The organism is Candidatus Zymogenaceae bacterium (assembly GCA_016931225.1).
GTDB lineage: Bacteria > Desulfobacterota > Zymogenia > Zymogenales > Zymogenaceae > JAFGFE01.
The window spans coordinates 66,852-80,114 of record JAFGFE010000010.1 but is presented as its reverse complement, the minus strand read 5'-3'; the positions used below and the strand labels follow the sequence as shown (position 1 = coordinate 80,114).

General features: G+C 55.6%; 12 protein-coding genes. 2 read left to right on the top strand and 10 right to left on the bottom strand.

Features of this window, described 5'->3' with window-relative positions; all coding sequences use genetic code 11:
* Positions 1-23 precede the first annotated feature (23 nt).
* Together JW885_04565 and JW885_04560 are read right to left on the bottom strand one after the other, a co-directional pair.
* Positions 24-1,217, bottom strand: coding sequence for a thiolase family protein (locus JW885_04565; GenBank protein MBN1881426.1), 1,194 nt, complete (start codon positions 1,215-1,217; stop codon positions 24-26).
* Positions 1,218-1,574: 357 nt separating this feature from the next.
* Complete coding sequence (locus JW885_04560; protein MBN1881425.1) at positions 1,575-1,883, bottom strand: zinc ribbon domain-containing protein; 309 nt, start codon at positions 1,881-1,883, stop codon at positions 1,575-1,577.
* Between the two features lie 423 nt (positions 1,884-2,306).
* Between JW885_04560 and JW885_04555 the strand changes: the two genes are divergently transcribed.
* Positions 2,307-2,774 (top strand): hypothetical protein, encoded by a 468-nt coding sequence (locus JW885_04555; protein MBN1881424.1) that lies wholly within the window; start codon positions 2,307-2,309, stop codon positions 2,772-2,774.
* Between the two features lie 296 nt (positions 2,775-3,070).
* Here JW885_04555 and JW885_04550 read toward each other — a convergent pair whose 3' ends face one another.
* The 5 genes from JW885_04550 to JW885_04530 all read right to left on the bottom strand — a co-directional run bounded on the left by JW885_04550 (position 3,071) and on the right by JW885_04530 (position 8,512).
* Positions 3,071-4,447 carry a hypothetical protein gene (locus tag JW885_04550; protein ID MBN1881423.1) on the bottom strand — a complete coding sequence of 459 codons (1,377 nt, stop codon included), beginning with the start codon at positions 4,445-4,447 and terminating at the stop codon, positions 3,071-3,073.
* Entirely contained in the window at positions 4,448-5,887 is a 1,440-nt protein-coding gene (locus tag JW885_04545; GenBank protein ID MBN1881422.1) for an amidophosphoribosyltransferase, read from the bottom strand.
* Between the two features lie 79 nt (positions 5,888-5,966).
* Positions 5,967-7,268, bottom strand: coding sequence for an adenylosuccinate lyase (locus tag JW885_04540; GenBank protein ID MBN1881421.1), 1,302 nt, complete (start codon positions 7,266-7,268; stop codon positions 5,967-5,969).
* 269 nt (positions 7,269-7,537) lie between these two features.
* Positions 7,538-7,933 (bottom strand): hypothetical protein, encoded by a 396-nt coding sequence (locus tag JW885_04535; protein MBN1881420.1) that lies wholly within the window; start codon positions 7,931-7,933, stop codon positions 7,538-7,540.
* 180 nt (positions 7,934-8,113) lie between these two features.
* Positions 8,114-8,512 carry a hypothetical protein gene (locus JW885_04530; protein MBN1881419.1) on the bottom strand — a complete coding sequence of 133 codons (399 nt, stop codon included), beginning with the start codon at positions 8,510-8,512 and terminating at the stop codon, positions 8,114-8,116.
* A gap of 555 nt (positions 8,513-9,067) precedes the next feature.
* On the opposite strand from JW885_04530, the gene tilS reads away from it, so the two are divergent.
* Positions 9,068-10,495 carry a tRNA lysidine(34) synthetase TilS gene (gene tilS / locus JW885_04525; GenBank protein ID MBN1881418.1) on the top strand — a complete coding sequence of 476 codons (1,428 nt, stop codon included), beginning with the start codon at positions 9,068-9,070 and terminating at the stop codon, positions 10,493-10,495.
* A 129-nt stretch (positions 10,496-10,624) separates the two neighbouring features.
* Here the strand turns inward: tilS and JW885_04520 are convergent, their stop codons facing one another.
* The 3 genes from JW885_04520 to hisI form a co-directional block, all read right to left on the bottom strand.
* Positions 10,625-11,857 (bottom strand): DUF2088 domain-containing protein, encoded by a 1,233-nt coding sequence (locus JW885_04520; GenBank protein MBN1881417.1) that lies wholly within the window; start codon positions 11,855-11,857, stop codon positions 10,625-10,627.
* 110 nt (positions 11,858-11,967) lie between these two features.
* Positions 11,968-12,555, bottom strand: coding sequence for a 4-vinyl reductase (locus JW885_04515; GenBank protein MBN1881416.1), 588 nt, complete (start codon positions 12,553-12,555; stop codon positions 11,968-11,970).
* A 317-nt stretch (positions 12,556-12,872) separates the two neighbouring features.
* Positions 12,873-13,253, bottom strand: coding sequence for a phosphoribosyl-AMP cyclohydrolase (hisI, locus tag JW885_04510; protein MBN1881415.1), 381 nt, complete (start codon positions 13,251-13,253; stop codon positions 12,873-12,875).
* Positions 13,254-13,263 lie beyond the last annotated feature (10 nt).

The window sequence follows — 13,263 nt, the reverse complement described above, 5'->3', positions numbered from 1 at the left end:
ATAATTCGGCATTGAATGATCCGCTACTTCGCCAGGAGATTCTCCCAGAGAACCGTTCCACCCTGGCCCAGCCCCACGCACATGGTGGTCATGCCGTATTTTACGTCCGGCCGCTCACGGAAGGCGTGCATCAGGTGTATCATCAGCCGAATGCCCGATGTGGCCAGCGGATGGCCGAAGGCGATGGCGCCACCGTAGATATTCAAGCGCGGATCGTCCGGTACCTTCATCCCGAATTCATTCATGAAGGCGATGGCCTGCACGGCGAAGGCCTCGTTGAGCTCGATCAGCCCGAAGTCGTCGAACTTCATCTTGTATTTTTCAAGCGCCCGGTGCGTGGCCGGAATCGGCCCGTATCCCATAATTCTGGGGGGAACGCCCGCAAACGCCCAGCCGATAACCTTCATGGCAGGCGTATACCCGAGCTCCTTGGCCTTGTCCAGCGACATTAAGAGCGCGCCGCTCGCGCCGTCGTTGAGTCCCGAGGAGTTTCCGGCGGTCACCCGGCCGCCCTCCCTGAAGGGGGTCTTGAGTCCGGCGAGACCCTCCATGGTGGTCTCCGGCCTGGGTTGCATATCGTAGTCGGCCACCATCCAACCCTCTTTCGTATAGACGGTCATGGGAACCATCATCTCGGCCATTTTCCCGTTGTCCAGGGCCTTTTTCGCCTTCTGCTGACAAAGCAGGGCGTATTCGTCGCATATCTCCTTTGATATATCAGGGAACATGTCGTGCAGGTTCTCGGCGGTCTTGCCCATGTTGATATCGTCTACGGAGACGATCTTTTCCTGGAAAAGCCGCGGGTTCGGGTCCGCCCCGTCGCCCATGGGGTGATGCCCCATGTGCTCCACGCCGCCCGCCAGAATAATGTCGGCGGCGCCCATGGCAATCTGCCCCGCCGCGTAGGTCATGGCGCTCATGCCGCCGGCGCACATGCGGTCTATCGAGCAGCCCGCCGTTTCGACGGGCAGGTTACTGGTGAGCACGGTGGTCCGGCCCATCGTGATGCCCTGGTCTCCCCACTGGGTAGTGGCGCCCCATATGTTGTCCTCGATAAGGTCCGGGGTTACTTTCGGGTTTCTCACAAGCAACTCGTCGATGACCTTGGTGACCAGGTCGTCGGCCCGGGTATCCCAAAAATATCCCTTTTCGCCGGCGCGACCGAAGGCCGTCCTGATACCGTCAACCATTACCACTTCTCGTGTCTTTTGAGCCATGGTATCCTCCTGATTGGTTGTTATTGAGATGCAATACGGGATCGGTTTTCTACATACAATTTCTTCGGTTGTTTCGCATGTGTCACCATCACACGCATCAACATAACCTACTGGAATAAAAGAAAAAAACCGCTTCCGAAAACCGCTTTAATGAATGAGTGTACATTCATTTTTTTGAAAAAGCAAGCCTTTTTTAGAGAAAGAAAGGGGGAGCAAAAAACAATTAAGGATCAACGATCGTGTATGTTTGTAATAAAAAAACACCGTTTTCAATGACTCTCTCATCGTCGGAACACGGTGCGTGGACTCTCCGGAATGCGAAGAAAGGCAGTGTGTGTGAGGGGAGTATAACGTCGTTTATTCCGATGCGGGGGTGGATTTTTCCGCACTTTTCGTTTTCTCGGTGCCGGTTTCCTTCTTGTCCGAAGAACCGGACAGGTTCGTCTCCGTGCTCCGTTTCCCGCCGGAACCGTTGGCCCCGTTACTTTTTCCGGCGTAGTCGGTGGCGTACCAGCCGGTACCCTTCAGAACGAAACTGGTATTTGAAATCAGACGCTTGATCGGTCCGCCGCATATTTCACACGTGGTGAGGGGATCTTCGGTTATCCGCTGCATTACCTCGGTGACTTCACCGCACTGCTGACACTCATATTCATAGATCGGCACTCAAAACACCTCCAGTCATTTCATGGTGTACAGTACTATCAGTATATCGCTTCACTTCAATACACTTTATAACATAATCATGGGTTTTCTTGATTTCAAGTCATTTCTCGATATATTTGCCTTTAAAACTAGTAATATTACCTCCTTTTTTTCCGATTGTCCAGAATTTTTTCTCCCTTCAACCCCAGCGAACTCCGTGGCACCTCCGAAACACATCAGACTGCACCTCCGGTACACAATCGATGCAGCCGACGATATATCTCTTGCCTTCCATCAGCCTCGTCCGGAAGCGGGACGCCTTCATGAACAAGTATCATTTTCGGCTCCCTCACCCCCGCCGGCTTGCGGCCCGTTCCGACACGTACATACACCCAATGCAGCACGATTGACAATTTCGTCCCGTTTCTGTATGATGTATGTGGAATGAAATCACTATTCAAAAGAAAAAAAACCGACACATCCATCGTCACTCGCACGGCGGTGGACGCCACCGTGCGCACAAGCGAGGAAGACTGGCTGCATAAGGCGCTGAACCACTACAAGGAGAAGGTGCCGTTCATCTTCGTCGACGACGCCGGAATCGGTATCACGCAGCAGGATCTGGAATCTGCGGTGAACCTGATCCGCGCAGCCAAGGGCAAGGCGGGCCTCCCCTGGAAGACCATCGCATCTGTCTTGGTGGGAATAGGGCTTTCCGGTGCAGGCGTGGCCATGGTGGCCGCGGCGATCCTGGACCCCGAGCCGACAAGCAAGCTGGGGCTGCTCATAGCGGGGGGGATACTGCTTGCCTTTACCGGCGGTCTGGGAACCCTCTCAGCCCTGGGAGTAAAATTTACCATCACCGGACGGGGCACCGGCGGCAGGGAGTTCAAGATAGAACCGAGGGATTGATCCCCGCTTTCCCATATACTTAAAATGCACATCGGCCGCCTTTCCGATGGCCGATATCGTGTTGCTCCTGCGGTGTCTTGTGCTCTTCACTCACCCAACATCCGTCCGGGGCCGAGTCGTCCCGATCGTATGGGAATCAGCATCCACCCGCCAACCCACCATCCCCCGTACCTGATATCGACCGGATCGACGACGCCACGAATCACCCCGCCTCCCGAGGGGCGGCGAACATCCTCGGTGCCGATCGGGCGTCGATATTTACCTATATATCCCGGCCCGAGCCGGTCGGAGAACAATCAGCCCTGGCGGGCGATCGATCGTGTATGAACGAGCCTTTCGATCTCGTCGATTTTTTTATCAACGTCCGACCGTCCCACCCGGATTTTGCCGTCATCCATGACACGACGGGCCGAAAACAGATAGGCGAGTGAATCCACGATACGTCCCATCCCCTCCATCGCCATAGATGCTCCCAGAAGACATTCGAGGCTTCCCGGCCGCGTACGGAGCACACGACGAAACAGGGCCGCCGCCTCATGATGGTATCCCATTCCCATGAATCGGCCGGCCAATCGGGCCAGCGAGTTCAGGCCGGTCTCGCCCCTGCCGGAACGGATCTTTATCCACGCCAGGTATTTGATGACCATCAGTGTTTCATACGTCTCCGGAGCACCGGCGGAAACCATCCTGAGGGCCCTCATCGCCCGCCGGATATCACACTTGGCGATAAACTCCCTTGTCATGGTCAGAGCGCGGTTTCTGTCCCGGGCGGTCATCGGATTTTTCGCCTCCCCAGACACCACCCTGGTGACAATGCCCCCTCCCTCGATGCGCATCAGGCTTCTTGCCCTGTTGTGATACTTGTTCGCGAGATGAAGGCTCCCCCTTCTGTCGAACGTATCAGCGAGAATCCTGAAAAACTCGGGCCGTGCGGGATCGATTCGTACGATGTTTCCCGATGAGGAAAACGCAAGACCGTCCCGCCCGGAATCGCAGTCCGTGGATAGCGGGGAACGCCTGTCATCCAGCACCCGCTCGGTCGCGCCAATCCATCGGAAACGCATGTTTTCCACCTCGTACCGACGATATCGGGTGATACCCCTCCCCTCCAGTGCCATATTCACCGCCTCGTGCATGGCACACCAGACGTCACGTCCCCCCGGGATGACACAGCATTTCTCTTTAATATCACATGACCGACGAATGTCTGTACGCCGTGACGGGGGCTGAATCACCACTCCATCGCCGTCGGTACAAAGGAAAAGGATTGGAAAGCTGTTCGTTCTGAGAGTATCCGCGGTCAGGTGCCGCGTGATTTCCTGAAACACCGCTTCGGCGTCATGCCGGGGGATGCCGTCCGCGCCGGACACGAACACCACCAAATCCGCCAGCATCAGGGTCTGCCGGCGTCGATGAACCAACTCCGGTGAACCCGGGGCCGTGTACACGTCGATATTGATCCACCTGTTTCCGGCGCGTCCGTACACAATGCGAAGATGATCAAAATAAAGAGTATCGCCGTCGGGATCGACATAACTGGTGAGGGTGGAGCGAAATCGCTTGTCTGTCTGTTTGTAGAGGCGGCGCAGTATCCCGGTTTTTCCGGCCCTGGGAGGCCCCGCCAGGACGATCTTCAGATCGATGGACGTGTCAAGGAGGTTGACCTCCCTCATTTACAACCCCCCCGTCGCCCGGGGCCGTCTCGGAAACAACACCAGTTGATTGACCTCCTCGGTCGATTCGTCGACGAAGACCGGGTAGTCGCCGGAAAAACATGCGTTGCAAAACGTGAGGCCCGTCCCCTTCGCCCGATGCATCAGCCCCTCCAGGGTGAGATACTTGAGGGTGTCAACGCCGATGAATCTGGCGATCTCGACGCATTCATGACACGAGGCGATCAGTTCCTCCCTGGTGGGGGTGTCTATACCGTAAAAACAGGAGTGAGTGGTGGGGGGAGAGCTGATGCGCATGTGGATTTCCTTTGCGCCGGCGTTTCTGATCATGCCGATGATCTTCTGGGACGTGGTCCCCCGGACGATGGAATCATCGATGACGACGACCCGCTTTCCGGCGAGGACCCCTTTGACCGGATTCAGCTTTATCTTGACGCCGAAGTGACGAATGCCGCTGCTGGGCTCAATGAAGGTTCTGCCCACATAATGGTTCCTGATGAGCCCAAACTCGAAGGGGAGATTCGCCGCCTGGGCGTATCCGATGGCCGCGGGCACGCCTGAGTCCGGCACCGGAATGACCAGATCCGCCTCGATATCGTCCTCCTTTGCGAGCTGTTCCCCGAAGGATTTCCTGATGGTGTAGACATTCTGCCCGAACACCATGCTGTCCGGACGGGCGAAGTAAATATATTCAAAGATGCAGAAGGCGGGCTTTTTCTTCGGGAGGGCCATGTAGGAATGCATACCGTCGTGATCAAAGAGGATGATCTCCCCCGGCGCCACGTCCCGAAGATAGGAGGCGTTAATCAGGTCCAGGGCGCATGTCTCCGAGGCCACCACGAAGTCATCCCCGAGCTTTCCCAACACCAGGGGTCTGAACCCCCGGGGATCCCGGGCGGCCAGAAGCTTCCCCTCGGTGAGCATCACCAGGGAATAGGAGCCGCTGACCTTGCCCAACGCATCGATGAGCCGGTCGACCAACGCGTCCTTCTTGGAGGCGGCCATGAGGTGTACGATCACCTCGGTATCCATGGTGGACTGAAAAATCGACCCGCCCTCTTCAAGATCCCGCCGTATGCGGGAGGCATTGACGAGATTACCGTTGTGGGCCACGGCCAGAGCGCCCCGGTAGCTGTTGACCACAAAGGGCTGGGCGTTTTCCAGGGTTGAGGATCCATACGTAGAGTAACGCACGTGGCCGATCGCCATGTGTCCCGGGAGGGACTCCAGGGTATCCTCGTCGAAAATGTCGTTCACCAGACCCATGCCCTTGTGAACGTAGCAGCTGGAATTATCCATCGTGACGATGCCCGCGCTCTCCTGCCCCCGGTGCTGAAGGGCGTACAGGCTCAGGTAGGCAAGATTGCTGGCCTCGGTCCTGCCGTACACACCGACAACGCCGCATTCCTCGCCGAATTTGTCGGGATTGTGTGTGTTCACATTACATGTCCCTTCTCATTCCTCATACCGCTTTACACGGCAATCATGCAGGGCGTCGGATGACGCCGGATCCGTTGTTTTACTGTGAGTCTCCGAAGACCCGGGAAAAAATCGTATCGGTATGGCGGATGTACCACACCGGATCGAATACCTCCTCCAACTCCTTCGAGGAGAGGTGATCGGCAATGGTATCATCGGTCCGGACCAGGTCCATGAAATTCTTCCCCTCATCCCAGGCGATCGCCGCCAACCGCTGGACCACGGCGTAGGCGTCCTCCCGGATCATCCCCTTGTCTATGAGGGAAAGCAACAGCCTTTGGGAAAAGATCAGCCCTCCGGTCAGCCGGAGGTTTTTCATCATGTTATCAGGACGGACCACAAGCGTGTCGATGACGCCCGTGATGCGTCCCAGCATAAAATCCACGAGGATCGTGGAATCCGGTGCGATAACCCGCTCCACCGATGAATGGCTGATGTCCCGCTCGTGCCACATGGCCACGTTTTCCAGGGCCGCGAGAGCATTGGCCCGCACAATCCTGGCAAGGCCCGTCAGGTTTTCGGTGAGGATCGGGTTTCTCTTGTGGGGCATGGCCGACGATCCCTTCTGCCCCACTGCAAAGTATTCCTGGGCCTCCAGCACCTCGGTGCGCTGAAGATGGCGTATTTCTACTGCGAACTTCTCGATGCTTGATGCGATAATCGCCAGGGTGGTGAAAAACTGCGCGTGCCGATCCCGCTGGACGACCTGGGTGGAGGCGGGAGCGGGCTTCAGTCCCAAAGACGCCATGACCAGCTCCTCCAGTCGGGGGTCTCCCGTGGCGAAGCTCCCCACCACTCCCGAAAGCTTACCGGTGCGCACAGATTCCTTCGCGTCCTCCAGGCGCGCCCGGTTTCTCTTCATCTCGTCGTACCAGATGGCGAGCTTGTGTCCAAAGGATATCGGTTCTGCGTGGATGCCGTGGGATCGGCCTATCGTGATGGTGTCCTTGAATTCGTACGCCCTCCTTTTGAGGACCGCCAGCAGTTCATCGATGTCTTCCAGTATAATGTCAGCGGCTTCGCACAAGAGCAGGGCCAGGGATGTATCAAGGATGTCCGACGACGTCAGACCCATGTGGATGAAGCGTGAGGACGGCCCCACATATCCGGCGACGTTCGTCAAAAAGGCGATGACGTCGTGTTTGGTCGTCTCTTCGATTTCAAGGATTTCCTCGGTGTTAAACTTCGCCTTTTTCTTGATGACGGCAAGATCGTCTGTGGGGATTTTCCCCAATTCCGTCCATGCCTCGCAGGCGGCGATTTCTATGGCGAGCCAGGTGTCGAATTTTCTCTCATCGGTCCAGACGGCTCCCATCTTGGGGCGGGTATAGCGGGGGATCATCGATAACGCCTTGAAAACCGGTTAACATGCATCGCACGGGAAATATGGATTATAACACGTCTTGAACCGTTTTCACAAAAAAAAAGCATCCCACCCTCTCCTTGGAAGGTAATGGACGCTATCGATAAAAAAACGGGGGGCCGATTTCTCGACCCCCCTTCCGCGTGAATATGAAGGTGTGTATGAGCGTGAGTTATATCATGAGGTTCAGGTTCCGCTTCCAAGTGCACAAATCATCGCAGTCACGTTTGTTGCAACAGATACAGGTGTCATTCATCCAGCCACGAGAGGGCTTCCGCCATGCTCTTGAACTGCCGCAAGACTTTTGACAAATCGGATTGAGACGCAACTTCTTCGAGATTCAGCTCAACAAAGGCCGAGCTGACGACCTCCGCGTTCTTTGATATCCCTCTGGCCATAATCCTCTGCTGCACCCTGCCGAACGCTTCCATGACTTCCTTCGGCGGCGTTTTGAACTGGGTGGTGTCCACCAGGTTCGTAAAACCGGGACGTACCTTATCCAACGCTTTATCAATATCCGTCATAAGGTTTGGTACGACATTCACATTCTCCCAGAAACCCATCAGCGTGATGAAGAGTCGATTGATGTCCGGATCAACTTCAAACAGATAATTATCGGTTTTTGCGATCGTCTCTCGTGCCATTGTTTCAGTCCTTTTGAAAAAGTACAAGTAATTTATTCATATATCCCCTTTGTGAGAGATACCCTCCAACCATAAGGCCGGCATGCTACACAACGGAAGCTCTCGACGATTTTCTTGTACAATCAAAAGGGCAGGTTGCATCATTCGCCCAAAGAACAGCCCCATGTACAGTAACCGTGTTTATTTTTCGTCCAGCCATGCGAGGGCTTCCGCCATGCTTTTGAACTGTCGAAGTACCGCAGACATTCCGGAGTGAGACGCGACTTCATCCAGGTTTACCTCAACAAACGCCGAACTGACAACCTCCGCGTTCTTGGACATTCCCCTGGAAATAAATTTTTTCTGTATACTCTCAAAGAGGTCTCTGACATCTTTGGGAGGATTTTTCAGCTGGGTTACGTCCACAAGATTCGTGAAACCGTGGCTGAGCTTGTCGAGAGCCGGATCTACATCCGTCAGATAGTTTGGGACGACTCCCGCATTCTCCCAGAAGCCCTTCATTGTGATGAAAAGCCGGTTGATAGCGGGGTCAACTTCGAACATATAGTAATCGTTCTTTGTTATCATTTCTCGTGCCATTTTTTCTTCCTTTCATTGCCGTCCAGAGATGATACTGTAATGACCTCTACATACTCCATAAGCAATCTGCGTGCCATAATCGTTTTGATCCCGCTTTTTCAATGGCATATATTTCTATTATTTTCAATATGTTACCGTCCATCCTCCGGTCTCCCCACCCGGGTGCGTTTTTTTATGAAAAACAACGTGCTTCCGAATACCCTTTTTCGCTCATTTCCGAATAATACAGCGATTACAAATACTTAGAAATGCAAAATATTATACACAAAACGTAAAATATTTTGCATCTTTATTGTTTTATCATGTTGGTATGAGTAGCATCGCGTGCCGTCAACGTTTTAGAACAGGTGCGACCGCCCTTTTCCCGACCATTCTCGAAACACGGCACATACCGGCGTATGGAAGACCATACCATCCCGGTCGACGATGTGGCTTCTCGACGTAAACGGTGTTGAACGATCGAGAGATTGTTTTTTACACACATCCCGACGTATTTATAGTAAACTCCCGGTCAGTCGGGATGTATTCCCATCTTCATTGTGGTATACTACGGCCATGAAACAGGATGTCATCAACATCGTCAGGGAATCGATAGACAGCCATGGAATGCTTGTACCCGGCGATGTCGTGATCACGGCGATCTCCGGCGGGGCGGACTCCACGGCGCTCTTGACCATCCTCACGCATCTTCAAGAGGAATACGACATCCGTGTGGAGGCGGCCCATGTAAACCACGGCCTGCGCGGCGCTGAATCCAAAAGGGACGAAAAACACGCCGTCGCCTTGGCTCGATTTCTCGGGCTCAACGTTCATGTAACCCACGTCAATGTAAAGGAAATCGCCCGGAGGGACGGGATAAGCATCCAGGAGGCGGGGAGGAACGTCCGGAACGCCTTCTTCAGAAAAACACTCGAATTTTCAGGCGCCTCCAAGATCGCTACCGGCCATACCAGGGACGATAACGTGGAGACTTTTTTGATGCGCCTCGTCACCGGATCCGGACCCCAGGGGCTCTCGGGCATCAGTCCGTACGATCCACCCTATACCCGCCCGCTGATCGACGTGACGCGTTACGAAATAGAAGATTTTCTCCGAAAGCGGGGAATCCCGTGGGTGGAGGATTCGTCCAACATTTCCCCCACATACACCCGAAACCGCATCAGAAGCGAGATCATCCCGGCGCTCCTCAAGATTAATCCCGGTGCGCAGGAGAACATCGCAGGTGCGATCGGCCGGCTTCGAAAGATGTATGAATCGGTGGACGTAAAAGCGGAGGCCAGGGTACGTCCCGGGGTGACGCTATCGATCGGGGAGGTGGACGAGCTGCCGGACGGCATAAAAAAAGAGGTTGTCAAAAAGCTCATCTACAGCGCACAGGGCTATCGGAAGAAGCCGCTTCGCATTGGTGACACCCACATCAACGCCGTCTGCCGTCTGATCTCCGGCCCCTCCCGAGGAGAGCGCTCCATCGATCTTCCAGGCGGACTGAAGGCCGTCAGGACATATAACAATCTTACAATCACATCCGGCGGCCCCGAATGTGATCCAAAAGGAACGGTACAGATCGCTGTTCCCGGCAGGACCGCCCTCGACGGCTGGAAGGCGACGATTACGGCGGAATTTTTGGAGCGAGAGCGGGACACACACGAACGCCAGGAGTCTTCGCCCGACGGGCCCGATTCCCGTATCGCCCGGGGGAGTGATTTCGCCTATCTGGACGCCGACCTGCTCTCCGCCCCCCTCTCCGTCCGCGCCCGACTTCCCGGCGACCGCATCAGCCCGGGGGGCGGCGGCGGCTCAAAAAAAATAAAGGACTACTTCATCGATCGGAAGATAGAACGATCCCAGAGGGATTCCATCCCCATCGTCGCCTGCGGTGAGACTCCCGTATGGGTGGTGGGATTCACGGTGGATCGTCGTTTTCATGTCACCGAGAAGACCGAGCGGATTATCAAACTGACATTTATCTCGACGGACCCGTAGATCGGGCGATCGGCGGGGAAAAAACAGGCGGATGTGCGGTCCCGGCGCATGCACGCATCTGAGAGACTTTGAGGCGTCCACCGTTCGCGTCCCGAGGGAAACAATGGAGGGGACCACGACCTCCCCGGATTATACGCCGGCATCAATATATGAAATGGTGCCGTTGGGAATCACCCCCACCCGGGTGCCGGAACCGTGCGACGCCTCCAGGAGACGCCGCGCCTCCTCCCACGAAGCCACCCTCTTGACCACCTCCCGGTTTTCAATCCAGTCGGTGAAGGTCCTGTCGTAATGGGGCGCCACCAGGATAACATCAAGCCCTTCCCGAATCCGGGCGATGGGGTAATGCCTGCCGCCGTAATTCCGGCCGAAGCTGCGCTGGAAATAGTGGGGAATCTGTCCCTCGGGGGCGTTGGCGACGACCACCACGGTGCCCGGACGACCCCGAAGCGCCTGGTCCCCCAGGGCCACGGCGATGAATAATTCGTTCGCCTTGATAAATGCGTTGGAGATGATGACATCGCGATCTTCCGGCGCGGGATCAAGGGCGTAGAAGCTTTTGGCCTGTTCTACCGCCTTATCATGCTGTGCCAGAACGTCTCCGCAAAAAAAGACCGCCGTCTCTCCCCTGCCGTTGACCAGGACATCCACCTTGAAGTCCAGCCCCGCCAAGCGCGCCGCCTCCCGGATGTCCGCCTCCATGACATTCCCGTCAAACCGGCCCAGGCCGCAGGTCTCGGGAGCGATACCGTGGACCTGGATGTGATAGTGGGCGGCGCTGTCTATATGGGACACACCGGGGAGCATGATCTTTCCTCCCCCGGAAAAGCCGGTGTTGGCGTGGGCCGTCACGCAGCCGATGCCCACGACCAGGTCCGCCTCCGCCACCTCCCGGTTGATGAGTACCTTCGTCCCCCGGGACGTCTCCCCTTTGAGCACACAGTGTTCATAGGCGTTGTGGTTGAAGACGCGAAAGCGCTCCAGAATATCCGGGCTGAGCTTCTTTCTGAATTCGTGGGAGGTATGGGCGCCGTGGTTTCCCAGGGCGCAGACGAAGGTGATCTCCCCCTCATCGATGCCCCCGGCTATCAGCTCCTCGATAACAAGCGGTGCGATCTCCCCCACCCGGGTGGGGCGGGTGATGTCATCGAAGACGATGACGGCGGTCCGCTTTCCCCGGGCCAGATCAAGAAGCCGGGGGGAACCGCACGGCGAGGTCAGCGCCCGCCTCATGTCGTCGGTGGAAAGGGGAGGGGACTCGGCCCCCCGCATGGGATGCAGGGTCACGTCCCAGTCGTCGGGAAGATCGATGGTGAGGGTCCGGTTACCGTACCAAAGCAGTTCGGGCAGGTTCACCTTCATGATCGGCGGCGCTCCATGCTGTATGAAATTCTCCCGTCTGTTATCCCCGCAAGAGACGCACCGTTGTATCCAATACGGCGGGATGTCGGCTGTGAAATCGTGAGACGAGACTATCTCTGTCTCAGTTCAAACAGGCAGGTATCGTCTCCCTTCGCCTTGCACTTGGTTTCGATCACCAGGTATTCTCCCCTGCCGAAGGCTCGATCGGTAAAATACTGGAGCGCGCCGGCATATGGAGAGCAGTACGGCTTTCTGCTGACGACACCACGACACATCGTGCAGTCGTGTACGTTGAATTGCGGGACATCGCCGATCCCGTTTTCCACGTCTCCCCGGTTAATGGCGGTTTTGAGCAATTCAAACCCTTTATACAACAGCTCTTTGGGCGACAGGTCAGTGAATTGATCGAGTATCCGCAGAACCTGGTCGGTCTTTTCGGCGTTTGTGTATCCCATCTGCCGGAGAATCCCCTGGGCTCCCACCACTCCCACCAGATCAACCGTCTTGTAGTACAACATCACCAGTTCGGCGTTTGTATAATTCTTCTCCCAGGTATAATCGGGAACGCTTTCCAGCACACGCCCCATGCCGGCGTTCCTGAATATCATGTCTCGGGCCCGGGGACCCAGGACATCTCCAAGAGAGTCGTAGGTTGCCCTGATTGAGATGTTGGTGACGGTCTTCTCCGATTCACTCATGAGATACTCCACGATAGATATGAATACCCGTCGTGAATTGTGAATGAAAGCCACCTGTTCCCGGCGGCGGTTGTCATCGGTTCTTCCTGCACTTTAATCGATATATACCATACTGTACGGTCTTTCTTCAACCACGTAACATCTTGCATAAAAGACGAAAACTGTTCCCTGAAAGATCCCTCTACCGCTCCATGACCTGTGCGACACGTCGCTTCCCGCCGGTGAAAACAGACATACTCCTTATATCGGCTTTTTTCCTTCACAGAGCCTGCTCTTTATGCGGGCGCTCGAGATCGGGCGCCCGGTGACGACACACATCAGCTCTTCTTGTACACCTCATCGGGATCAAACACGCGCGTGCCCTCTTCAACCATCTCCCCATCGACCACCCTTCGATAAAAACAGGTGCGGTATCCGGTATGGCACGCGGCGCCGCCGACCTGGTCCACGGTAATCAGCAGGGTGTCTTCATCGCAATCGACGAAAATATTTTTTACCTTCTGGACGTTCCCGGAGGTTTCCCCCTTTTTCCACATACCGTCTCTGGAGCGGCTGTAATAAACCACCTCCCCCTCGGCAAGGGTTCGCTCCCAGGCTTCCCGGTTCATAAATCCGACCATGAGAACCTGTCCATCGGCATGATCCTGTATCACCACCGGCACCAGACCATGAAACTTCTCAAAATTCAACTCTATCATTCTATCAATC